This window comes from Roseovarius dicentrarchi, assembly GCF_003316635.1.
Classification (GTDB): Bacteria; Pseudomonadota; Alphaproteobacteria; order Rhodobacterales; family Rhodobacteraceae; genus Roseovarius; species Roseovarius dicentrarchi.
Genome location: NZ_QNQP01000030.1, coordinates 1 through 23,001 on the forward strand (window position 1 = coordinate 1; position 23,001 = coordinate 23,001).

The 23,001-nt window shown below is 60.9% G+C and carries 19 protein-coding genes and 1 pseudogene; 14 read left to right on the forward strand and 6 right to left on the reverse strand.

From position 1 onward, the window contains the following. Positions 1 to 102 precede the first annotated feature (102 nt). The 5 genes and pseudogenes from DQ230_RS15300 to DQ230_RS15320 form a co-directional block, all read left to right on the forward strand. Positions 103 to 594: pseudogene (locus DQ230_RS15300) on the forward strand (ISNCY family transposase); the annotation flags it as partial. Between the two features lie 15 nt (positions 595 to 609). Next, positions 610 to 879 carry a hypothetical protein gene (locus tag DQ230_RS15305; RefSeq protein WP_113913471.1) on the forward strand — a complete coding sequence of 90 codons (270 nt, stop codon included), beginning with the start codon at positions 610 to 612 and terminating at the stop codon, positions 877 to 879. 209 nt (positions 880 to 1,088) lie between these two features. Continuing rightward, positions 1,089 to 2,084: an IS30 family transposase gene (locus tag DQ230_RS15310; protein WP_113913472.1), complete on the forward strand. Its 996-nt coding sequence runs from the start codon at positions 1,089 to 1,091 to the stop codon at positions 2,082 to 2,084. 207 nt (positions 2,085 to 2,291) lie between these two features. Further along, on the forward strand, positions 2,292 to 2,567 hold the full coding sequence (locus DQ230_RS15315; protein WP_113913473.1) for a helix-turn-helix domain-containing protein: 276 nt from the start codon (positions 2,292 to 2,294) through the stop codon (positions 2,565 to 2,567). Positions 2,568 to 2,607: 40 nt separating this feature from the next. Next, a complete protein-coding gene (locus tag DQ230_RS15320; protein ID WP_162497468.1) occupies positions 2,608 to 3,582 on the forward strand; it encodes a dihydrodipicolinate synthase family protein in 975 nt (324 codons plus the stop codon). Between the two features lie 21 nt (positions 3,583 to 3,603). On the opposite strand, the gene traA is transcribed toward DQ230_RS15320, so the two are convergent. Then, positions 3,604 to 7,374 carry a Ti-type conjugative transfer relaxase TraA gene (gene traA, locus DQ230_RS15325; RefSeq protein WP_162497469.1) on the reverse strand — a complete coding sequence of 1,257 codons (3,771 nt, stop codon included), beginning with the start codon at positions 7,372 to 7,374 and terminating at the stop codon, positions 3,604 to 3,606. A gap of 269 nt (positions 7,375 to 7,643) precedes the next feature. On the opposite strand from traA, the gene DQ230_RS15330 reads away from it, so the two are divergent. The 3 genes from DQ230_RS15330 to DQ230_RS15340 are packed head-to-tail and all read left to right on the forward strand — an operon-like array spanning position 7,644 to position 9,977. After that, entirely contained in the window at positions 7,644 to 7,871 is a 228-nt protein-coding gene (locus tag DQ230_RS15330; protein ID WP_113913476.1) for a TraC family protein, read from the forward strand. 28 nt (positions 7,872 to 7,899) lie between these two features. After that, a complete protein-coding gene (locus DQ230_RS15335; RefSeq protein ID WP_113913477.1) occupies positions 7,900 to 8,166 on the forward strand; it encodes a hypothetical protein in 267 nt (88 codons plus the stop codon). Then, on the forward strand, positions 8,163 to 9,977 hold the full coding sequence (locus DQ230_RS15340) for a type IV secretion system DNA-binding domain-containing protein (protein ID WP_113913478.1): 1,815 nt from the start codon (positions 8,163 to 8,165) through the stop codon (positions 9,975 to 9,977). Before DQ230_RS15335 ends, DQ230_RS15340 begins: the two co-directional genes overlap by 4 nt. Before the next feature lie 61 nt (positions 9,978 to 10,038). Here DQ230_RS15340 and DQ230_RS15345 read toward each other — a convergent pair whose 3' ends face one another. The 5 genes from DQ230_RS15345 to DQ230_RS15365 all read right to left on the reverse strand — a co-directional run bounded on the left by DQ230_RS15345 (position 10,039) and on the right by DQ230_RS15365 (position 12,966). Beyond that, positions 10,039 to 10,452: a hypothetical protein gene (locus DQ230_RS15345; protein ID WP_113913479.1), complete on the reverse strand. Its 414-nt coding sequence runs from the start codon at positions 10,450 to 10,452 to the stop codon at positions 10,039 to 10,041. Positions 10,453 to 10,763: 311 nt separating this feature from the next. Next, a complete protein-coding gene (locus tag DQ230_RS15350; RefSeq protein WP_113913487.1) occupies positions 10,764 to 11,123 on the reverse strand; it encodes a DUF736 domain-containing protein in 360 nt (119 codons plus the stop codon). 622 nt (positions 11,124 to 11,745) lie between these two features. Beyond that, positions 11,746 to 12,084, reverse strand: a complete 339-nt coding sequence (locus tag DQ230_RS15355) for a single-stranded DNA-binding protein (protein ID WP_113913480.1) — start codon at positions 12,082 to 12,084, stop codon at positions 11,746 to 11,748. Positions 12,085 to 12,103: 19 nt separating this feature from the next. Continuing rightward, positions 12,104 to 12,532 carry a thermonuclease family protein gene (locus DQ230_RS15360; RefSeq protein ID WP_203228097.1) on the reverse strand — a complete coding sequence of 143 codons (429 nt, stop codon included), beginning with the start codon at positions 12,530 to 12,532 and terminating at the stop codon, positions 12,104 to 12,106. Next, positions 12,517 to 12,966, reverse strand: a complete 450-nt coding sequence (locus tag DQ230_RS15365) for a beta/alpha barrel domain-containing protein (protein ID WP_162497470.1) — start codon at positions 12,964 to 12,966, stop codon at positions 12,517 to 12,519. Before DQ230_RS15365 ends, DQ230_RS15360 begins: the two co-directional genes overlap by 16 nt. 552 nt (positions 12,967 to 13,518) lie before the next feature. On the opposite strand from DQ230_RS15365, the gene DQ230_RS15370 reads away from it, so the two are divergent. From DQ230_RS15370 to DQ230_RS15395, 6 genes are all read left to right on the forward strand, one after another. Then, positions 13,519 to 14,499, forward strand: a complete 981-nt coding sequence (locus DQ230_RS15370; protein ID WP_238987560.1) for an SOS response-associated peptidase — start codon at positions 13,519 to 13,521, stop codon at positions 14,497 to 14,499. Further along, positions 14,489 to 15,076: an ImuA family protein gene (locus DQ230_RS15375; protein ID WP_113913482.1), complete on the forward strand. Its 588-nt coding sequence runs from the start codon at positions 14,489 to 14,491 to the stop codon at positions 15,074 to 15,076. Before DQ230_RS15370 ends, DQ230_RS15375 begins: the two co-directional genes overlap by 11 nt. After that, positions 15,003 to 16,508, forward strand: coding sequence for a Y-family DNA polymerase (locus tag DQ230_RS15380; RefSeq protein ID WP_113913483.1), 1,506 nt, complete (start codon positions 15,003 to 15,005; stop codon positions 16,506 to 16,508). Before DQ230_RS15375 ends, DQ230_RS15380 begins: the two co-directional genes overlap by 74 nt. Next, on the forward strand, positions 16,505 to 19,858 hold the full coding sequence (locus DQ230_RS15385; RefSeq protein ID WP_113913484.1) for an error-prone DNA polymerase: 3,354 nt from the start codon (positions 16,505 to 16,507) through the stop codon (positions 19,856 to 19,858). The genes DQ230_RS15380 and DQ230_RS15385 overlap by 4 nt, the downstream gene beginning before the upstream one ends. A 105-nt stretch (positions 19,859 to 19,963) precedes the next feature. Next, entirely contained in the window at positions 19,964 to 21,385 is a 1,422-nt protein-coding gene (locus DQ230_RS15390; RefSeq protein WP_113913485.1) for a DUF6880 family protein, read from the forward strand. A 424-nt stretch (positions 21,386 to 21,809) separates the two neighbouring features. Further along, positions 21,810 to 22,877: a hypothetical protein gene (locus DQ230_RS15395; protein WP_113913486.1), complete on the forward strand. Its 1,068-nt coding sequence runs from the start codon at positions 21,810 to 21,812 to the stop codon at positions 22,875 to 22,877. The last annotated feature ends 124 nt before the right edge of the window (positions 22,878 to 23,001 follow it).

A 23,001-nucleotide genomic window follows, 5' to 3' on the forward strand; every position in this document is an offset into this window, starting at 1 on the left:
GTCGCGCCCTGACTCTATATCACCTGTTGGCCAGCCTGCCCGAGGGCATGAAATGGCTGCCCGCGATGCCGTGAAATGCGTGCCCGAGATCACGCGAAATCACTGCCCAACTTCCGCGAAATGCGCACCAAAGTCCCAGCCAAGCCTGATAACCTACACCGCGCCTTAAATGTCGAACCAGATCGGCTTGATGATGTGCTATGCTGGCGCGATACACGTTATGTCGGCAAGCAGCTGACGTTTTCCTATGACCGCAAGCGGATCATGCTGGAAGAAATCGATGTGACACGCGGGCTGGTTGGCAAATACGTCGACACCTACGCCTTCGTGGATGGACGGTTCGAAGTCCGCTCAAAAGGCCGATCCCTGCCCTACAAAATCTTCGATATGGATCAGCGCGTGACCCATGCGGCCATCACCGACAACAAGCGCCTTGGTGCAGTGCTCGAGCATATCAAAGAGATGCAGGACGCCGCCCCACCCAAACCGAAGGTACGGACAAACTCCGAGAAGATGGGTTACAAACCGAATGGGCGGCGACAAGGTCGGCCTTCAGGTACACGTAACAAGAAGATTGCGCATGCGGCGGAATAGCCCAAGAATGAGGGCATGACTGACGACGACCCAGAGATCATCTTCTCTGACTACACGCAATCCGTCGTTATTGACGGGCATCATTTCGACGTTGAGATTTACCGAACCAGTATCGATCCCGGCTGGATCCTGTCCGTGGAGAACCAGTTCGGCACATTGACGGTTTCAGACAACCCACCCTTCTTTGGCGATGTTCTCGCTTGGCGCGCCTTCGAGGAACTCGTGCGCGAGGAAGGCATCAAGGCATTCTACAACAATAAAGAACGCCGCAAGCTGGGTCTATGAGCTGACCCGAGCAAGGCTTGGCAGCCCTGCGATACTTGAGGTCTCCGGGCTGCCAAGCCTTGCTCCCCTCAGCGCCCTTGATGACACTTCTGGTTTGCAGACCCGGTGACATTTCAACTTGGTTGCAACACACACACACACTGTACGGGCACATTCTAAACTGGGTTGCGACAAATGCCCTATCTTGCTGAAAAGCAAGGAGAACGGATATGGCCCATACAGAACTGGATTTGCGTGAGCGGCGCGCAATCGAAGACATGCTGAACGCGAAAGTGCCGATAGCCAAGATCGCCGCCGAGATCGGCCGGCACCGTTCGACCGTCTATCGCGAGGTCAAGCGCAACTATTTTGAAGACGAAGAGATCCCGTATCTGACCGGCTATTACGGGATGATCGCGCAGAGGGCAGCGTCTGATCGCCGTGCGCGGCGCCGCAAGTTAATCCGACTGGATAGTTTGCGCGCGCATGTGATCGAACGCCTCGAAGTCGGATGGACGCCGGAACAGATCGCTGGCCGGCTTGGATACGACGGTCAGCCCCTGCGCGTGAGCCATGAGACGATCTATGCCTATGTCTACAGCCGCGAAGGCAAGTCAGAACAGCTGGCGCGTCATCTTCCCAGCCGCCGAAAGAAGCGCCGGCCGCGCTATGCGAGACGCCCCAGAGGCCAGGTTTTTCCGCCGGATCGGTCAATCCATCAACGTCCTGAGCATGTGAAGACACGTGAAGCATTTGGGGATTGGGAAGGTGATTTGATGATTTTCGAACGCTCAACCGGCAAGATGAACGTGGCTTCCCTCGTGGAGCGGAAGACTCGGTTCGCGGTTCTCTTCCGGAACAATGATCGCAGTTCACCCCACCTCATGAACAAGCTCATGGATGTATTGGAACCCCTGCCCCAGCCTGCAAGGCGCTCCATCACGTTCGACCGAGGCTTCGAGTTCCGCGCGTGGCGCAAGCTGAAATCGGGCATCGGCACGGAAAGCTGGTTCTGCGACCCACAGGCACCATGGCAGAAAGGTTCGGTCGAGAACCTGAACAAAAGAGCGCGGCGATACCTGCCGCGTGACACCCAACTCGCGGCGCTCTCAAATCGCTACATGAAGGCGATTTGCGACCGCCTGAACGGAACACCCAGAAAGTGTCTCGGTTGGCGCACGCCGAGGTGGTGTAACTTCAGAGAAGAACTGATGAAACTGAGATAGCGGAAACTGTCGCAACGACCCTTGAGCCATCAAAAAAGCTTGTCGCCGGGACAAACGATGCTCTGATCCCCGCGGTGCCGAAGCAGTTCTCTGTTCAACAGATCTACTGGCAAACCTTCGCGATTCAGCGTCCGAACGTCGAACATGATGCAGAATGGTTAGTATATCGCGTGGTTGAATACTAACCATTGTGGCCGTTTGTCGGTCATGAACTTACGAGACCGTGTCGGGCAAAACATACAGGACTTAAGACGATCTCTTGGCATCAGTCAGGAGGATCTCGCCCTGCGCGCGCGGGTTAACCGTGGCTACATGGGCAAGGTTGAGAACGGAAGATATTCAGTGTCCCTCGACATTCTGGAGAAGATTGCGCTGGTCCTCGACGTAGACCCGTCCGTCCTTCTTGCAGAAAGGAACGTACAAAATCCTGTTGCAGGATGCAAGGAAGGCCGCGGTGGCTTGGAGCAGCAGTCAAAAACCTAAATCGCATCCGGGCCGTCTGACCACGAGAGGAGATATGCCAGTGACTAAGCTCACTCCGTCGCATCATCGTGATGTGATTTCCGCTCTGTCTCGGGGTGTCATCGTTCCGACCCTGACGCCGTTCGACGAAAATGGGGCGATTATGACGCATGCCATTACCGACCAGACCCGCCGTCTTGCCCAAATCGACGGCATCGTCGGGATCGCGGTGAATGCCTCGGTCCATGAACGCGAAAACCTGACGACCACTGAACGCACCGAGGTGATCTGCAAGATACGTGCGGGGCTGTACTCTGACCAGTTGCTCCTCTGCTATGTTGGCGTGCTCGCTTACACCGTCCTTGAGGAGATCGCTTCCTGTCAGACTACGGGCGCCGATGCGGTAATCGGAAGCTTGGTAGAACGGCAAAAGGAGCATGAAGGGAATTCGGCCGAAGAACGCCTTGAGGCTCTGGTCGATCTCACGGATCGACTGCCGCTCCCCGTCATCGTCGCCCTCCACCGAGGCGCACATCGTCGCCCGGCTATCACCGACGAGATCGCAATTCTCGCCCGGCACAGCGGCAACGTGATCGGCTTCGACATGCGGGCGAATGACGACGTACTGCAATATGATCAAGATTACTATGCCCTGAAATCCATCGGTCGGCCGCTTGCCTGCCTGTCATCCTCGACGCGCGCACTGTTCCACAATCTCAACACAGGCGCTGACGGCGTGGTGTCTCTCCTCGCGCAATTGGCACCGCATGAAGTGGCGGCCCTGTACCAGGGCTCACGGAATGGCCGGTTCCTTGATGCGCAAGCGCTACATAACCGGCTTTCGCCCCTCATCGGGCTGCTGTCTAGCCCCGACCCGATGACCCGCGAATTAATCTGTCGCGAGATTGCCCATTACCGCGGCTTGCTCGCCTCGCCCGATATGCGCGCCAGTCCTGAGCCGCTTTCCTCCCAACTGAAGCGGCGGATACATCAGGTCGTCGACGAGACCGGTCTCAAACCCATCAGCTGGGTCTGACTTTTGAGGCAGACAGCCCTCCTAACGCTCAATGCCTCGCGAATTGTCCTTGCCGAGGTCCGGCGCGCGATCCATCTGGCGGATCTGTTCGCGCATCTGGCCGAGGACCGGAATGGCCTGCGCGACCACATTGACGCGGGTCTGAACAAAGTTTCGCTCCGCGGCGGGCCGTGATGTCAGCGCCGGGTCCTGCGCGATGCCGCTTTGGATTGCTTCACTGCTCTTGCCGTAGCGTTCGGCGAGGGCCTCGCGGAACCGCACCACCTCCTGAACCGATGCCTTGTCCGCCAGGAGCAAACGCGTCCGGTCCTCCTTCTCCGCCCCTGACGGCATCCTGTGCACCTGCGCCATTCGATCGAGAAACGCTCCGGTCTCCTGCGACAGGTCGGGGAGCGGCTTACGCATGGCGACGCGTCGTGCCTCATGCTGCCGGGCGACGCGCTCCTCGATCCCGTCCAGCGCCGCGAAATGCGTGTCCATCTGCCGCGCCATCATAGGTGCCTGTTCGAGTGCCGAACGACGTTCCCCGTTGGCGATCCCGAGACGGGTCGTGCCCCGCAACTCGCCAAAGCGCGATGGCGACCGTTCGACCTCCGAGATCAGTCCGGTGCCGTCCCCGCGTTCGGTGTATTGCGCCATCATTCGCTCAACAGCCTGGTCGGGTTCGACATAGATCCGTCTGGCGACGTCTTTGGCTGTCGCCAGGGTTGGCCGAGCGGAAATGTCTTCGGCGGTGCGGGAACGCAGTTCTCGATCCTTCAATGGCGGCAGGTCGGGAACGGCCTCGATCAAGGGTTTTTTCGGCGGCATGGTGGCCCTCCCGCGATGTGGTGCCCGATCATTGTCTTGAATGCTCGTTGGCGTGCGATCCGGCCCTTCGATGAATGCCGCTGCGCGTGTCACATCCCAGGGCCTGCTGCGCTCCGTCAACGGCTGTAGCGTTATCTGGGTCTCAGCCCATTGCGCGGCGAAGAGCGCCGACCAGTTCTCGCGGGCGAAATATCTCCAGTCATCCGGCAATCCGGCCAGGACCGGCGCGTCCTCGTTCGGCTGATGCGCGCCATGATTAAGGATCGCGTCCTTCGGAAATACCGCCAGAATCTCCGCGTTGAAGCTGCGCAACTCATCTGCCGATGTGGCCAGGTTCAGCTCATAATGCGCGCGGCGCTCGAAGCCCCGCGCCTTACGACCGTGGCTATGCTCCGAAGCCAGACTGTGCGCCAAGCGGCCAACCGACTGGTGCAACTGCTGCGACATCTCGGGGGGTTGCTTGCGCACGTGGCCGCGCGCCACCGCCTCTTTACCCCCGTCCCTTTCCGGTACAAGAATTGCCTGGCGCTCCGGTGCCGGGTGCCGCAGACGGTCAAACCGGGCCGCCAAACTGTCGAGCCGCTCGCGCAGATAGTGGATATTGGCTTTGACAAACTCTGCAATGACCCGCGTGGTCGGGAACCCGCGCCGTTCGGCAAATCCGCGTATAACGTCCGCGTAGTCGACCCGATCCCGATAGAGCGCAGTCGAATCCTGCAACCGGTCGCGGGTCATCAATTCGACCAATTCGCCCGTGCTCCGGACATCCTCGCGTGAGGCATAGAGCGTGACGTCATCGCGATGCCGGGTCAGCGCAACATAGGAGAGTTGTGCGTCCATGCTCGGCGAGAGATAGACGAAGGCGTGATCAACCGTGTTGCCCTGCTCCTTGTGGATCGTGCGTGCATAGCCATAGTCAATATGGTTGTATTCGTTGGCGCGCAGGGTGATCGGATCGACCTGGCCTTCCACCATGACCCTGAGCCGATTTCTGGCTGCCTCGACAACGCTGCCCGTCGATCCGTTGAAGACACCGAGGCTGCGCTCATTCTTCAGGAAGAGGATCTGATCGCCAGCGGCAAACGGCTTGCCGCCACGCTCTGACGCGAAGCTGTGTTCCTCCCCAAGCGCGCCTTTGGCCTTCAACGCCTCGCGAGCGTCAAAATTGAGCGCGATCACATCCTTGTTGCGATGTGCCATGATGGTGACGTCGGCTGAAGCCTGATGGAACGGCAACCAGTCCCGGATCAGACCCGCGCGCGCCTCTTCCCGGCTTTCGGTCCAGTCGAGCCTGTCGCGCTCCAGATAGGCCACGACGCCCTCCTGCGTCCTGCCCGATCCGAACGCGATGGCCGCGTCGCGCATCCACGGCTCATGCTGGCGCACGACGCTGTCGAGTTCGCAGTATCCGGTCACATCGACAAAGGCGCGAAACGCGGCGCCGGCCTGAATGGGTTGCAACTGCCGCGCATCGCCGAGCACGATCATCCGCGCGCCGGCCTCGTTCAATGTGCGCGTGATGCTCTCCATCTGGCGCGACGATACCATGCCGGCCTCGTCCATCACGAACACGGTCTTTTCAGTCGGCAGCAGATCGCCCTTCGCCCATTGATACTCCCATGAGGCCAAGGTCCGGCTCTCGATGCCCGCCTCCGAGCGCAGATTGTCGGCAGCGATTCCGGCCAATGCACCACCTACAACGGTGCAGCCCTGGCGCTCGAAGGCGATGCGTGTCGCCTCGGTCGCGGTCGACTTGCCCGCACCGGCATAGCCGACAAGGGCCGCAGCCCCTGTCTCGCCGGTCAGGTGCCGCACAACCATCTTCTGCTGATCGGTAAGGTCGAACCCGCGCTCCGCCTCGAATATCTTGTAGGCTTTGTCGAGATCAGCGTCGGCAATCGGAGCCGCCATTCTGCGTGCCAAGCCGTCGATGTTCTGGACCATCCGATGTTCAAGTTCAACCATCGTCCGCGTCGAGAATAGCGCCTCGCTCGTGGCATCGCCTGTGAACGGATCGAAGGCGGGGGCCGCGACGGCCACCAGTTCCTCATGCGCGCCGACATGGTAGAACAGCGACTGGAACTCGGCACTCGAGCATTCCGTCCGGTGGATCTCGCGGGCGATATCATGACGCGTGAACACCGCCTTCTGCGTGGTGATCTTCGTGAGGATCAGCGCCGGATCCTCGGCATAGCGCAGATAGTTTTCCCGAGCGGCGAGCTTCGCCTTCTCGGCCAGTTCCGACACCTCACCGCGCGCATCCATATTGTCGCACGCGGGTCCGCGATGCTTGCTCGGCACCGCATCGATGCCGAGCGCCTCGAACGAATGATGGTCAACCCGAATGTCATGGCCATGTTTGGCCAGATGATGGTTCTGGGTCTCGGCCCAGGCGGCCCGCATCTCGCGCAACCGCTCCAGCCCGCCGGTGAACTGTTCGTAGCGAATCTTGCCATCCTTGCCCCGGAGTGGTGCACCATCATCGCCCCGGACAAGCACGCGCTTGGCGCCAAACCCTGCATCCGTCACCGGTCGCAGCGCCGTCATCAGGTGCACATGCGGATTGTGTTTCATGTCGTGATAGGCCCAGTCCGCAACGATGCCATGCGCCGACAGCTCTCGCGCCACGAAGTCCCGTACCAACTCGATATTCTGCTTCGTGGTCAACTCAACCGGCAATGCCAGAACGATCTCGCGCATCAGCTGCGCGTCTTTACGCGTCTCATTGGCCTCGACCGCGTTCCAGAAAAACGCACTCGTCTTGGGGGGTGAATACTGGTCCGCAAACTCCACCAGCCAGGACGGTGCATTCTCCGGAAGTGCAAACTCCGAATGCGCGTTGCCGCCCTTGCGGGAATAATCGATCTCCTCTGCGGTTTCCTCACGTTCCATCTTGGCGCAATGCCGGTAGGCGGCCGCGGCAACGGCGGAGCGTCCGCCCCCCTTGCCGATGATCTGCGCAGACAGATGGTAGATCGCCACGTCCCGTCTCCTTTTCGGCCCGTTTGCGGTCGTTAAAGTCGCTCCGGATCGCTTCACCCAGCGACCGAACGCCAACAACCCACTCAGAGGGCCTGTTTGTGCGGCCTTCCAAGGCCGCACCTGTCGCCTACGACGTATAAGTGCGCCGTTGTTCCAAATCTTTACCGTAATTATATCGTTTTGTCTATCGTTATATATAGCGCTATGGATTGAGTTGATATACCGTGGAGCCAGCCATCCGCAATTCAGCGCTTAGGAGACCAAGACCCATGGCCAAAAAACCCAAATCCGTGATCGATATCGACAAGGAGATCGCAGCGCTCAAGGCGCAACGCGTTGCCGCCCTGGAAAGCCGTGCGGATCAGATCGGTAAGATCGCCGCCAAAGCCAATCTGACGACACTGGAGATTTCTGACGCGGACTTGCTGAAGGAGTTTCAGCAGATCGCAGAACGATTTCGCCGCAAGATCGGACCTTCCAATCCTGCGTCAGCTTGAGGCGCAAATCGCAAGGGGAGAACAACGGATGCAACGCGTCAAACACGCAGATCGAAAGCTGCAGACCCGCGTCAAGATCGTCATCGGGGAGGCAGTGGTGCGCGCAGGCGCGTCTCATTTGCCGGTCGAAGAGATCGAAGCGGTGCTGGCCAATTACGTTCAAACAGGTGGGACAGATGCGCTCAGGGCCTTCGTCAAAGATCATGCGAGGCCAGCCAATGGCGGCAGCGCTGCGACCCCCCGAGACGATGTGGAGGTCGAGAGTTTGGACCAGTCCGAGGGCACGCAGCAATGATCTACAAGCAGGACGCCACGCCCTATCGCTGGCTCATCATCGGCACGGTCACTTGCGCCTTGTTCGCGGGCCTCGCCTATTGGGTGTTCTTCATGCAGCTGGCTTATCATACCCCGGATGGTGCGTCGGTTCCGATCCGATGGGACTATGTGAAGGCCTGTCTGAACCCGTTCGACCAGGCCTATTGCCGTCAGATCAAGACGGCGCTCTCACAGGCCTCGGAACGCCAGTTCTATCAGGGGACGACAACATTTGCCGCATTCGTGGCGATGGCGGTCGGGTGTTTGGGATATCTGATCTGGGACTGGGGCCTGCGGGTCAGACCCCTCATCGTCAAAGCGGGGTTGACGGTTGCCGGGCCAAAACAGCTCGCACGGGCCTCCAACAAAGAGATCAAGCGCGACACGCGCGGATTGCATTGGTTTGGCGATTTCACCATCAGCCGGTCGCGCGAAGTGAACCACTTTCTGATCTTCGGCGCGATTGGCGGCGGCAAGACCCAGACCATTCTACCCCTGCTCAGATCGGTCATGGAGCGCGGCGACAAGGTCGTCGTCTTCGATTTCAAGGGCGACTACACCCGCATGGCCTTCTCCAGGCCGAAGGGCGCGAAAGAGCCGCAAGACCCGCTCCTGCTCGCGCCTCATGACGATCGCTCGGTGATCTGGGATATCGCCAACGATCTCATCGTCGAAGAGGATGCGATCGAGGTGGCGAACCGGATCATACCGGAAACCAAGGATCGGTTTTTCTCGGACTCGTCGCGCACCGTCCTGGCACTCTGCATCATCACACTGATGAAGACCAAGCCGCAGCGCTGGACCTGGTGGGAGCTGATGGAGACCACCCAACTGCCGCTCGAACAGTTGCAAACCTTTGCGCGGCAGTATCATCGTGACGCGATGATCTATCTGAACGCGGACTACCGCCAGGTGTCCGCGACGATCTCCACCATGGCGGCGGGGCTGGGGGCGGTGCGCATGCTCGCCTATGGCTGGCGGGAGGGCGCGGAGGGCCGAACGAAATTCTCGCTTCGGCACTGGCTCCTGAATGAGAACACGAAAGACCGCACGCTGGTCCTGCAGCGCTCCGGGCGGTTTCAGGATCAGTCCGAGGGATGGATATCGGCGTTCCTGACGGTGATGTCATCGAACGTCTCTGACATCTCTTTCGGCGATAGTGCGGAGCGGCGGGTCTGGCTCTTCGTCGACGAATTCGCGCAACTGCCTAAAGTGCATCGGTTCGAGGCGATGCTGGAGACGGGACGCTCGAAGGGGCTGGCCGTCGTGCTCGGCATCCAGGGCGTCGAGCAGCTGGTCGCCAAGTATTCCCAACAGGCGGCCGACCAGATCGAGTCACTGATCGGGACGAAAGTGATCGCCAAGATCAATGTCGGCCAGACCGCACGACGGCTAGAAGAGCAGTTCGGCAATACGATCATGATCACCCATCGGCGTGACACGGACGGCGGCGGACGGCTCAAATGGATACGTGAAGAGAAGCGCGAGCCGGTCGTGCACCGCACGGATTTCCAGACCGAGCTTGGCCCGCTGTTGCACAAAAAGGGTGTTTACGTACTCGTGAGCGGGATCGGCAAGCATATCTACCGCGTGCTGGTCCCCTACTCGAAATCGACGGACATGCGCGCGGCCGAACGGCCCGCGACATGGACGACGCAGCTGCGTGAAATCTTTCATGACGCGGCGGAACTCGCCCGCCAGGAGGACATCACCGCGCAGGAGGAGATGCGGTTTGGCGAGCGCGAGCCGGAGCGCTCGGCCGAGCCTGATGATCACGTCAAACGTCGATAGGGTCGCGTCGCCGACGGATGGCAGCGCGATTGAGCCACGCAGGCGCCGCAGATCCTCGGCATCAGAACCTGAAAATCGCCTTCTTCTCGGATTTCGGCTTGATGACCACCCCGTCCGCATCCTTGCGGATGGCGACTTTCGGGTCGACCGAGTAGAGTCCGTTCCGGTTCTCCCGTTTCAGCAGACCGTTGTCGGCGAAGCGGGAGCGCCAGCGCTGGACCGTCACGACGGTCGTCGACAGGCGCGCGGCGCTGTCGTCCATCCGTCCCAGATAGCCGCTGTCGCGAATGTCCTGACAGATATCGGCAAGCACACGGCAGGCGATGTTCTCCTTGGCCTTGGTGTAGTGGCTCTTGACCTGTCGGAAGAGGTCGATGTTCACACCCAATTCACCGGGCTCCAGCGCCTCCGCGTCCGGGGGACCCTCGAAGAAGGTGACCGGCGTCGCGCCAAATAATGTCTTTTCGTCAGTCAAGTAATACTCGTCTCTTCCGCATGGTCTCATTCGCAATACCTTTTGCGTCCGTCCCGAAGCCGGGAAGACGCAAAAGGCCCGCGCCTGTCATTTCTGCAAACGCTTTGCATCCGATCCGGGCTGAGGATCGAGTGCAAAACGCTTTGCTCTTGCCGCGCGCATCTGTTTGCGCGGGTGACGCACTTTATAATCCAGTCGGACTTTAGGGGAAGGGGCGATCTGTGTCATCCTGATCCCGATGCCACATCGTGACGGGTTAGAAGATCGATCGGCCCCGGGGGTGGGAGGATCCACCGGGGCCGATCTCGGGATCAGGCGACCATCTGGTTGCTGGCGGCCTGGGGTTCGCGGGCGGACCAGAGCATCAGGTGGGTGACACCGTCATCACCGATCTCGTCGAGCGCGATCACGTTGGCGTAGATCGCCATGGCGCCCAGTTCGGGGGCGGCCATTTTCACCGACAGGTAGTCGTTGCCGGTGGTCTCGGAGGTCTTCTTCCAGGCGGCACCGATCTCGTAGGTGCCATTGGCGAAGACGCGGTAGTCCGGCTGATCGCTGTGGGCCTTTGCGTTGGGGACGATGGTGATCTTCGAGCGGACGGCCATGGTGGCGAGCGTGCCGGTGAAGATGTCTTTGTCGTTCCGGATGAGAGATGCGAGTTTGTTGCTCATGGTATTTTCCTCTTCTTTGGTGTCAGGAACCATTTCCTGATGACACTGGACCAGCATGGGTGAAGCCGAGAAAACGCACCGAGAAAACCCGAGTGGTGCGGCTCGCAGCCGGACAAGCGAAGCGCCGGACGGCGAGAACTCGGTCGGGCTTTTCGACATTGCGTTTTGGAGCGCCCATGCCCAGTGGCGGTCAATCAGGAACTGGTCCCTGACAGCCGGGTCAAGTGAGGAAATCCCCTGAGCAATTCGCACGTCCACCCCGCGGGGACGACGATGATGACACAGGCCCTCCTGCCCCACATCCCGGCCCGTGCAACGGTCTCGGCCCCCAACCAAAGGCCACAGCGATCAGCGTCGCATCGCTTCGCCATTCGGTGCCCGATCGTGCCGACGCCGGAGACCTCCGAGACCACCGGCATCGGCCGTTCTGCGAAAATGGCGCTCCGGCGGCGCCGCAGTTCATACGCCCATGTGTTTGCGTGGCGGAATTCGAGCCACGTTTCACCCACCTGATGCTCTGGTCTGCTCCACATCCCGGCAAACACCGGATGGCACCAATCCCGCGATCCGATGCGCAACCGCCCGCCGCCGGGGGCGTTCGATCATCCCGTCGGTGGCCATTTCAGAGATCGGTGGGGCCGTCGATGTGCTTGTGCAAGAGATCGAACCGTTGGATGACCAGATCCACAGCGCGCCGTTTGGCATCCGCATTGTCGGTAAAGGTGCCGGTGCGCACATACCCATGAAAATGGCACAGATCGCCCGGCGACAGGTGTTCGACAATCTGGTCCCGCAGCGGGGCCTTGAAACAGACGATAGTGTTCCATGCCGACCGTTCCGGGCTCCGCGGGCTCACCGGGTGAGCGTCCAAAGTATGATAGACCGTCAGGACGAGCGCTTTTTCGTACGGCTTGATGGACCCGATGCGCACGACCGCATCCCATGTGAAGGATCCGCTCATCGCTCACGCCGCATTTGCATCACCGGCACCACGGCGACGGGCCGCGCCGCCCGAAGGGCACGGCAAGCCCTGCCGCGATCATGGCGGGTCCGACCTCTCCCTGCCGGACCCAAAGCCGGGCGAGGTGGCGACCGTATCGGTCCTGCCCGTCATAGGCGATCCGGATCAGGCCTGTGTTGAGAAGCCGTGTGAGTTCGAGTGTTGCGGCCTGCGCCAGACGTCGCTCGTTTTTGCACCACCCTTCGACCTCGGGCGCATCGATGCCGAGCATGCGAATTTTGGTACCTAGGTACCAAAGCGTGTCGCCGTCGACGACGCAGGTGATGCGTCGCTCGTAAGGGCGGCACTCCCGCCAGTCGATTTCCTCGGCTTGGGTCATGGCCGGGAAGGCCGGGGCAACAGCCAGGCCAAGGGCCAGGGCCGTGCTGAGGATCAGGCGCGGCGACATTCGGGTCGGAACTCGTAGAGATGCTGGAACTCGAGCAGCAGGCCGTCCAGATGATAGGTGGCGAAGATGTCGGGCAATTCAGTGTAAGTCGCGCTCACCGCACGCACATGGTCTTGAATGCGCGCGCGATAGTCCGGGTCCTCTACAGTATACGGAAAGGGGTCTGCCGCCACGATGGCGCAGTCCTCGACAGCAATGATGTACCAGCCCTCTTTCTGGAACCCGAACGTGGCGATCTGGTCTTGCGTCAATCGAGCGGACCGAAGGGGCTGGCAGACCTCCCTGTTAACCGGCAGGGCAGAACGGGCGTGGACGCTGACCACCTGTTGGCGGCTCCGAAGCCGGTTCGCGAGCAGGAATACGACATCGTCGAAGCGCTCCTGCTCAAGGGCCCGGATCATGCTGGCTTTGAAGCTGTCGACGACCTCGTTCACATCACTGCTCCTGAAGATTGAGACCTTCATCGATGGTCGCATCTTCCGCCACCGCAGCGGCATCCGCGCGGCCACATACATCCGGGATCCTGACGGGTGTAGCCCGGTTGCACGTCATAGTTGCAGCAGCGCCGCGCATAGAGAATAGCAATCGCCAAAAACATCTTCGGTTGAGCAATTCCACGCTCATTTCAACCAGGCGTCGCGTATGACCGCCGATGCTGATGAGGTAATCGCCGCGGCCTTTGCCGTAAATGGAGGATCCGAGAGGACACCGGAATATCTTAGCCTACGGGTTGGCAACCCGGTTGCGGGCGCAAGTTCGCACGCATTGCAGTGCTTCAGAGGTCGGCGTCAGCAATCAGATCGTTACTCGCCCAGCGAACAGACCCAGTCCCGCGCGAGTGATCGTCACCGAATGGCGAAGACCGCGCCAGCGGGCTTCGGGAGCGGAGCGAGTAGAGCGCGGCCGGAACGGCGCGCCCGGTCAGCAATAAAGACGGCGAGAATCAATCTGGGACAACGACCGAAGCAAAGTCACGGACCATCACATTGATCTTGTCGCTCATCAGAATGACGTCGAAAGACATGCTCAAGGTATCCTGCATGGATGCTGGACCTCATGCCGAGGAACAGATGTCTTCAGTTGTCAAAGATCCTCAACTTTTCAATGAAGTTAACCGAAAATTCTGGCGACCTTTCATGATTCCAGGTTGCCCAAGCTGGCGGAAACCTGTCGCCATTCCCGGCAACGTCTCTGCCTCCGGGTCGCAAATGGGAGGTTTTCAAGGTCGAATTGTTCTGGCAATGTTCCGGGTTATTGTCGCCACCGGATTCCAGAAAGCCCCGCGCATGTGCAACCTCTATTCACAGACCAAGAGCCAGGATGCGATGCGGCATCTGTTCGACGACGTGCTTGATGGCGATGGGATCCTGGTGGATGACATCGGCAATCTGCCGTCCCTGACCGGCATCTGGCCGGATTATCCCGCGCCGATCATCCGACACGGGCAGGATAACGGGTGGCACCTGCAGATGGCGCGATGGGGGATGCCGACCCCACAGAAGTTTCTGGAGGGCAAACGCACCGACAAGGGCGTAACCAACATCCGCAATGTGGCCTCCCCTCACTGGCGGCGCTGGCTTGGGGTCGAGCATCGCTGTCTGGTGCCCTTCACCAGCTTTTCCGAGATCGACGGCAGGTCCGGCGCGCCGCGCAATTCTCCTGTCCGGTTCGCGCTCGGCGAAGACCGGCCACTGGCCTTCTTCGCCGGACTGCGTACGCAATGGACTTCGGTACGCAAATTGAAGGAAGGCGAGATCACGACAGAACTGTTCGGGTTCCTGACCTGCCCGCCGAATGCCGAGGTGCAACCGGTCCATCCCAAAGCCATGCCGGTCATCCTGACGCAGCCGCAAGAATGGCGGCGCTGGCTGACCGCGCCGACCGAAGACGCGCTGGAACTTCAGCGCCCGCTGCCAGGCGGAATGTTGCAGATTGTTGCCGAAGGGGTGCGCGAGGATGCGGCTTGATCCCGTGCCAACCGAGCCGCTTACACTCGCCCCCGCTCGGGTGCATGAGGCGAGTGGAATCGGCAGGCGGGCATTTGCGTTGTTTCAGGCGGCGCGGCATCCCGGCCCATTGATCTGGATTCTGGCTGGGCATGCGCCGCACCTGCCGATGCTGCGCGGCCTGCCCGATGGCGTGGGCGAGCGGCTGCATGTGATCCGCCCGGCAAATGAGACCGATCTGCTTTGGTCGGTCGAGGAAACCCTGCGCAGCGTCCCGGTTGGTCTGGTCATCGCAGAGCCGGAAAAGCCCCTCTCGCTTCTCGCTGGACGCCGCTTGCAGCTGGCGAGCGAGGCAGGAAAGACAACCGGATTAATGCTGATCCGGGATGGCGCGGGCAGCAATGCCGCCGAGACCCGCTGGCACTGCGCGCCGAAAGCAGCCGAGCAAAGAGACTCGACTTTGCACAATTGGTCTCTTAGTAAGAACAAAAAAGGAACATTAGGAACCTGGAATGTGCATTGGAATGGCGAAACGGCTGCTTTCCATATGGTTTCCGCGTCTGGCGAGCGACACCAGCCTGCGGAAACGCCCCTCTGAGGGGCCATTCGCCCTGATCCTGCGATCAGGGAATGCCGATCATCTGCATTGCCTCAACAGGGCGGCCGAACGAAAAGGCCTGCACCGCAGCATGGCGCTGGCGGATGCGCGCGCGATCTGCCCTGATCTTGCCACCCGTCCCGCCGATCTGGTGGTTGAGGCAGCAGCACTTTCCAGCCTGCGGCGATGGGCGGGGCGCTATGCCCCGATGGTCGCGAGTGATGGCGCAGACGGGTTGATCGCCGACATCACGGGTGTGCCGCATCTCTTCGGCGGCGAAGCGGATCTCTCAGCCGATCTGCAGGCCAGGCTGGCGCGTGTCGGGCTCACGGTAGCCACTGCCATTGCCGGATCACGCGGCGGGGCCTTTGCGCTGGCCCGTCAAGGCGGCGGGATCGTGCCCGAGGGCGGACTCGCCGAGGGGATCGGACGCCTGCCGGTCTCCGCCCTGCGCATCGATGACCAAACGGCAAAGGCCCTCGCACGGATGGGGTTAAGCCGGATTAGTGATCTGATCCCGCAGCCGCGTGCGCCTCTGGCCCGACGTTTCGGCCCTGGTCTGGTCCTGCGCCTCGATCAGGCCCTTGGCACCCAGCCCGAGCCGGTCGCGCCCGAAGCGGCAGCGCCGCATTTCGGGGTGCGGATGACACTGCCAGACCCGATCGGGTTGCAGGCAGATGTCATGTCGGGGCTGTCCCGCCTGCTGGATCGGTTGTGCGAAACCCTCGCTTTGCATCACCGGGGGGCCCGCCGTTTACAGCTTGAACTGCACCGCGTGGACCGGGAATGCGCCTTGGTCGAAATCGGTCTTGCCCGCCCGATGCGCGATCCTGAGCGGATTGCAGCGCTCTTTGCCAAAGGCGTCGAAGCGGTCGAGGCAGGGTTTGGCATCGACGCGATGCGGCTGACGGCCCATGTCACGGAGCCGTTGGCCCCGGAACAGCTGGGCGGCCCTGCCCTGCGGCATGAGGATGCGCTTGCCGACTTATTCTCGCGCCTAGGCAATCGGCTGGGATTTGATCGCGTACTGCGCTTACTGCCCGCAGAAAGCAAAATCCCCGAACGCAGTTTCCTGCTGGCCCCGGCTGCGTATAGCCAGGCCGAAACCCTGCCGGGCCGGAGTGGACCGGAACGCCCGATCATCGTCTTCCCGCCAGAGCCGGTTCACACCGCCAGCATGCGCCAGCCCGGTCATCCCCCTGCCCGTTTCCGCTGGCGGCGCATGTCTTTCGCGACGTTGCGCGCCACCGGACCGGAGCGGATTGCGCCGGAATGGTGGTTTGACGACCCACTCTGGCGTTCGGGCCTGCGCGATTACTGGCGGATCGAGACCCGCGAAGGGCCGAGGCTGTGGTTGTTCAATACGCCGCAGGTACCGAACTGGCCCGCGCGGGACGCGCAAAACTGGTATGCGCAGGGAGAGTTCGTATGACCGCCTATGCCGAGCTCTGTGTGACCAGCAACTTCTCCTTCCTGCGTGGCGCTTCACATCCCGAAGAACTGGTGACGCGGGCGGCGGAGCTTGGTCTTGCTGCCATCGCGATCACCGACCGCAATTCGGTCGCGGGGGTGGTGCGGGCGTATTCCGCTTTGAAGGAGCTTGAGCGGCTGCAAACGGAGGCGCGCACGGCGAGCGGCGCTGCGGCAAGTGGACCGGCCGTGCGCTCGCGGCAGGTCACCGACCCTTCCAGCCGTCAGACCATGACCTATGAGTCGCTGGACGCCGGACCACAGATTCCGCCGGACCTGCCCCTGCCAAAGCTGATCCCCGGTGCCCGGATCGTCCTGACCGACAGTGTGACAGAGTGGCTGGCCCTGCCCACGGATGTTGCCGCCTGGTCGCGGCTCACACGGCTGCTCTCTCTCGGCAAACGCCGTGCCGAGAAAGGCCAGTGTTTGTTGCAACGAAAGGACCTGCTCGCGTGGGGTGCGGGCATGATCCTGATCGCCCTGCCGCCAAATCCGCTGGAACCCGCCCGCAAAGCGAACATCTCCGGCGATCTGCGCCAGCTATCACGCGCCTTTCCCGGCCAGTGCTTTCTTGGTGCAGCACCGCATTATGACGGGCGGGACCAGAAACGCTTCGACTATCTGGCGTGGCTGTCGCAAAACACCGGTCTGCCGCTGGTCGCGGTGGGGGAGGTGATGATGCACCGCTCTGCACGACGCCCACTGGCGGACGTGCTGACCTGTCTGCGGATCAGCTGCACCATCGACAGTATCGGCGAACGCCGCCTGACCAATGGCGAACATCGCTTGAAATCCAGCTCCGAGGTGGCCCGGATGTTTGCGCGTTACCCCGCCGCGATCCGGCACACGCTTGAAATCGCAGACCGTTGCGCCTTCCGGCTCGACGACTTGCGCTATCAATATCCTGACGAGGCGCAGAACGATGAGCCTGCGCAGGCGCGACTTGAGCGACTGTCGCGCGAAGGCCTGCATTGGCGCTACCCGCGAGGTGCGCCGTCAAAGATCGTCCATCGCGTCGAGAAAGAACTGAAGCTCATCGGCGAAATGGAGTATGCGCCCTATTTTCTGACCGTGCATGACATCGTCGCCTTCGCGCGTTCCAAGGGCATTCTCTGCCAGGGGCGCGGCTCGGCAGCAAACTCGGTGGTCTGCTACCTGCTCGGCATGACCGAAGTGCCGCCGGAAAGCATCACCCTGATATTCGAGCGCTTCATCTCCAAAGAACGCGGCGAGCCGCCCGACATCGATGTGGATTTCGAGCACGAGCGCCGCGAGGAGGTGATCCAGTGGATTTATGAACGCTATGGTCGTCACCGGGCGGGCCTGACCGCGACGGTGATCCATTTCCGCTCGCGTGCCGCGATCCGCGAGGTCGGCAGGGTAATGGGGCTCAGCCAGGACGTGGTGGCGCGGCTCTCCGGTCAAATCTGGGGCTGGTCCTCCAGTGCACCGGGCGAGGACCGGATGCGCGACGCCGGAATCGATCCGGCTGACGCGCGCGTGATCCTAGCCGCACGTCTGATTGGCGAGATCATCGGCTTTCCCCGACACCTCAGCCAGCATGTCGGCGGCTTTGTTATCACCCACGGACGTCTGGACGAGCTCTGCCCCATCGAGAACGCGGCGATGGACGCCCGCACGGTGATCGAATGGGACAAGGACGATATCGACGCACTCGGCCTGCTAAAGGTTGATATTCTTGCCTTGGGTATGCTGACCTGCATCCGCAAGGCGTTCGGATTGCTGGCCGATCATCGGGGGCAGCATCTCACACTGGCCAATGTTCCGCCCGAAGACAGTACAGTTTATGACATGCTCTGCCGCGCTGATGCGATCGGGGTGTTCCAAGTCGAAAGCCGTGCACAGCTCAACTTCCTGCCGCGGATGCAGCCCCGCAAATTCTACGATCTGGTCTGCGAGGTCGCGATTATCCGCCCCGGTCCGATCCAGGGCGGCATGGTGCATCCCTTCATCAACCGCCGTCAGGGCAAGGAGAGGGTCGAGGATCTCGGCCCCGCAATGATGGAGGTGCTGGGGCGCACCTATGGCGTGCCGCTGTTCCAAGAACAGGCGATGCAGATCGCCGTGGTGGCGGCCGGGTTTTCCGCAGCTGAGGCTGACAAGCTGCGCCGCTCGCTGGCGACGTTCAAGCGCATGGGCACGATTGGCGCGTTTCGTGAGCGGTTTATTTCCGGAATGCTGGCGCGGGGCTATGAGGCGGATTTTGCCGAACGCTGCTTTGCCCAGATCGAGGGCTTCGGCTCCTATGGCTTTCCCGAAAGCCATGCGGCCAGCTTTGCGCGGCTGGTCTATATCTCCGCCTGGCTCAAGTGTCATCACCCTGCGGTCTTCACCTGTGCGCTGCTGAACAGCCAGCCGATGGGCTTTTATGCCCCGGCCCAGCTCGTGCGCGACGCGCGCGAGCACGGCGTCGAGGTTCGTCCGATCTCGGTCAACCATTCGGCCTGGAACTGCACGCTTGAGCCGCGCGCCGACGGCAAGCTGGCGCTGCGGCTGGGGTTTCGTCAGATCAAGGGGCTGCGTGAGGAGGATGCGGTGTGGATCGCGGCGGCACGGGCCAATGGCTATCCGGATGTCGAAAGCCTGTGGCGACGGGCTGGGGTACGGCCTGATACGCTGGAACGGCTCGCAGAGGGCGACGCCTTTGCGGCACTCGGCCTTTCGCGCCGGGATGCCCTCTGGGCGGCGCGGGCTTTGCGCGCACCAAAGCCGCTGCCATTGTTCGGCGCGGACGGCGAAGGCGGGGCGGAGCCGGAGGTCATCCTGCCTGCGATGACGCTTGGGCAGGAGGTAATCGAAGATTACCTGTCGCTCCGCCTGTCCTTGCGCGCTCATCCACTGGAGCTGCTGCGCCCGCGCCTGCCAGAAAGTCTGCCGCATGAACGGATGCCACAGGCCAAGGGCCGGATAACGGTCACCGGGCTGGTCATCACGCGCCAGCGCCCTGGCACAGCGTCGGGCGTGATCTTTCTGACGCTGGAAGACGAAACCGGCGTCTCAAATGTCGTGGTGTGGCAGCGCGTCTATGAAACCTTCCGCAAGGCGGTGATCGCCGGGCGCCTGTTGCGGGTGACCGGCCGGATCGAGCGTGAGGGTCGGGTGATCCATCTGATTGCCGAGCGGGTCGAGGATTTGTCGCCGTTGCTGGCCACGCTTGGGGCTCCGGTGGGGTTTGACACAGATGATGCTGTCGATGAGACGGAGAAGCCAAACGGTAGCAGAGTCAATTCCGCAGCCCGGCATCCGAGAGAACAAGCTAAGAAGCTGTTTCCGAGTCGGGATTTCCATTAAGGTGTTGAAATTGGATTTACCGCCACTGCTGGAACTCCAATACTTGCCTCCACGGTTTGATCAAGGCAGTGATTGGCATATCCATTCCGAACCAAGGTCTTGCCCATGGCCCACAAACCCACCCTTTCTATTGAAAAACTGAAAGACCTCGGCACCGAAAAGCTTGCCCGCCTGGTACTGGACGAGGCGGAACGCAACGCGGGGTTTCGACGGCAGGTAAAGGCAGCACTCGCCGCGAAATCCGGCCCTGAAGCCGTCGCCAAGCTGATCGACCGTCGCCTGTCCGGACTGGATCGGGCGAGGAGTTTTGTCGAATGGGACAAGGCGCGCGCGTTTCGCGATGATTTGCGCAGTCTGGCCGATACGATCACGTCGGAACTTGGCCCCGCCGCCCCGGCATTGGCCATCGACCGGCTGCTGCGCTTCATCGCGACACATGAACGGGTCTTCGAGCGGGTCGACGATTCTTCGGGCAGCGTTCAGGATGTCTATTATCAGGCGATCGCCGCGGTCGGCGATCTGGTTCAGACCCTCACCACGCCAGAGGCCGAGTTGCTGCCCGACAGGATCATGAGCGCCCTTGGCGAGAGCACACATGGCTATCTGGCCGATCTGACCGCGACCATAGCCCCGCACTTGCCGCAGGACACCCTGACCTGCTGGGACGCCAATCTGAAAGAGGCCATCGCCGAACGGCAGGCCGAGGAAGCAGCGCGGGAGTCGGATGGCTGGTTCTATTCCATGACTTCGCAATGGGCTGAGATGCGCCAGAGCATTGCTTCAGCGCGCGGCGATCTCGACCTGCTCCTCGCGCTGGAGGCGAAAAAACGCCCGCACATGCAGGATACGCTTGGCATCGCGGCGCAACTTCTAGAGGCCGGGCGCGACACCGAGGCACTTGCGTGGGTGCGCAAACCGGGGCGGCAGACGTTTGGCGACGTCAATGACGACATGTCGTTGAAGCGGGTCAGTCTCGAGGCGCGGATTCTTGAGGGCCTCGACGATAAAGCGGCTGCACAGGCGCTGCGCTGGCGCTGTTTCGAGGCGACTCCCTCCGCCGACATCCTGCGTGAATACCTCAAAGGTCTGCCGGATTTCGAGGATATCGAAGCCGAGGAACGCGCCCTTGTCCTGGCACTTGAAAACGCCAGACCCGAAGCCGCGTTGCAGTTCTTTCTCGACTGGTCGCGTCTCGATCTGGCCGCAGAACTGATCGTGACGCACGCCGATCACTGGGACGGCGGCGATTGGCATATCCTGCCCAAGGTCGCGGCCCTTCTGGAGCACGACCACCCAATGGCCGCGACGATCCTGTACCGGGCGCTTCTGGATAGTATCCTGGAGCGAGCGCGCTCCAAAGCCTATTCACATGGCGCAAAATACCTTTCCAAACTGGCCTTTCTTGCCTTGGCCGCAGATTTTGCCCGATCCACCGAAATGGTCGACCACGCCACTTATCTCGCAGGGCTGAAGAAAGCCCACCCGCGCAAGTCCGGGTTCTGGACGCGCGTCGAGCAGGACAAGTGAAACGCTAACCGGGCGTTCAATCGATTGAGACGGAGGGAATTCTCATCAATTCTGATTTTTCGTAACTTCACGGCTGGGCCCCAGAAACGATAATCTTCCCATTATCGTTACCAGTGTGGCCGACTGGATTCGAGGCCCAAACCGACCCGTGCTGAACTGCCTGAACACCTCACAGGTGGTTGCTTGTCGAGTGATGTCGATGTAAGCTCGCCCCAGCTCAATTGGGGCTGGCGCGCTGTGAGGAACAGGTCGGCGCAGCAGGTGAGAACCAACCCAGCGAACCTGATCCGGGCCCATTGGATCCTGGTTTGCCGAGCTTCTTTAAGTTCTTCGGTTTGCTCAATCAGCTGCGCGCTTTCCGATTCCTGCTAAAGGGCCCACGGCTTGATACTGGACTCGGAGGCTCGCCAGAGGAATGAGCAAAATGAACATGAACACAGATGTGCCTTCAGCCGAAATGTTTCCGGTCGAGCTCGACCGGCTGTCGAAAGGCGTGGACCATATTTTGGAACGGTGGACTGGCGAAGATCGCCCCACAAAGCTGACACTGCTGAACGATCTCGCCGCAGCGATCTCCCCAGGCTCAAACTGGGGCGCTTTGAAAGCGAAGCAAACCAAGCGTGTCCGCCTCCCGGTGGGGCAGAACACCAGCTTTGTCCCAGCTGTCAACCGGAGCGCCAAAGAATTTCCCGCGCGATTGGCCGAAGTGACAAACAGCAGCAATGGAATTGATCTCGCCTATTTGGTTGAAGAAATCCGCCCCCTATTTTCGATGCGGTATGCAGGCGATCCAATCATTGGCTTGGAACTCAGTGTCGTTGAAGGCAATGGGTACAGCGAGGCATCCATCTACGCAAAACTGATCTTGAATCGCGATGGCGCTATTGGCATCGCGGAAGCCAACGCATCCGACCTTGAACCAATCGTTGCGCAACTCATCTACAACGCAATCCAAAACCTGAACTCAATCGAGCTGTACCCCATATTGGCGCAGAGTGCTTGCCAAGTACTTCGGATCGTTGTTGGTCCCTTCGATTGCGTGCTGTCGATTCCGGAATTCTACGGGCACACGCCTGACGAAAGCTATGCATCTCAAGGGCTGCGGGTCCTGCTTGATGAGGGCGACACGCCTTCGGTCATGGACCTCGATCTGGCACTGCGCCTGGTGTCAGCAGCCGCCCCACACCTCGGGCAGAAGCAATTTGCAGAACACGGGAGTGTCCGGTTCAGGCTGTCTCAGCCACTCTTGCAGGTTTGGAATCCCGTTGAGTTTTCGGCGCCGGACCTACTCGATGATCGCCCCATGTTCTGGATACCAGACGGCGAATACTGGACGCATGAAGGCGATCACTACCTCCTCGATCACAACATTTGGACACACAGCACACTCGGCGAGGCGCTCGACCTGGCTTTGGCTCTCATCAATATCGACGATCCAGATATCTACCTTAAGGTCTCGTTGACGCCGATGCCAAAGAGGTCGAAAAAATGATTGAGCAACCCGAGGTCTGGAAATTCTGCTGAGAGGGGGTCATGCATCCTGGCATTCCCACTTGATGTAGGCCTTCGTTTCGGAGGCCCATTTTTCGTCGATCTCGACCAGCACGGCGCTGACG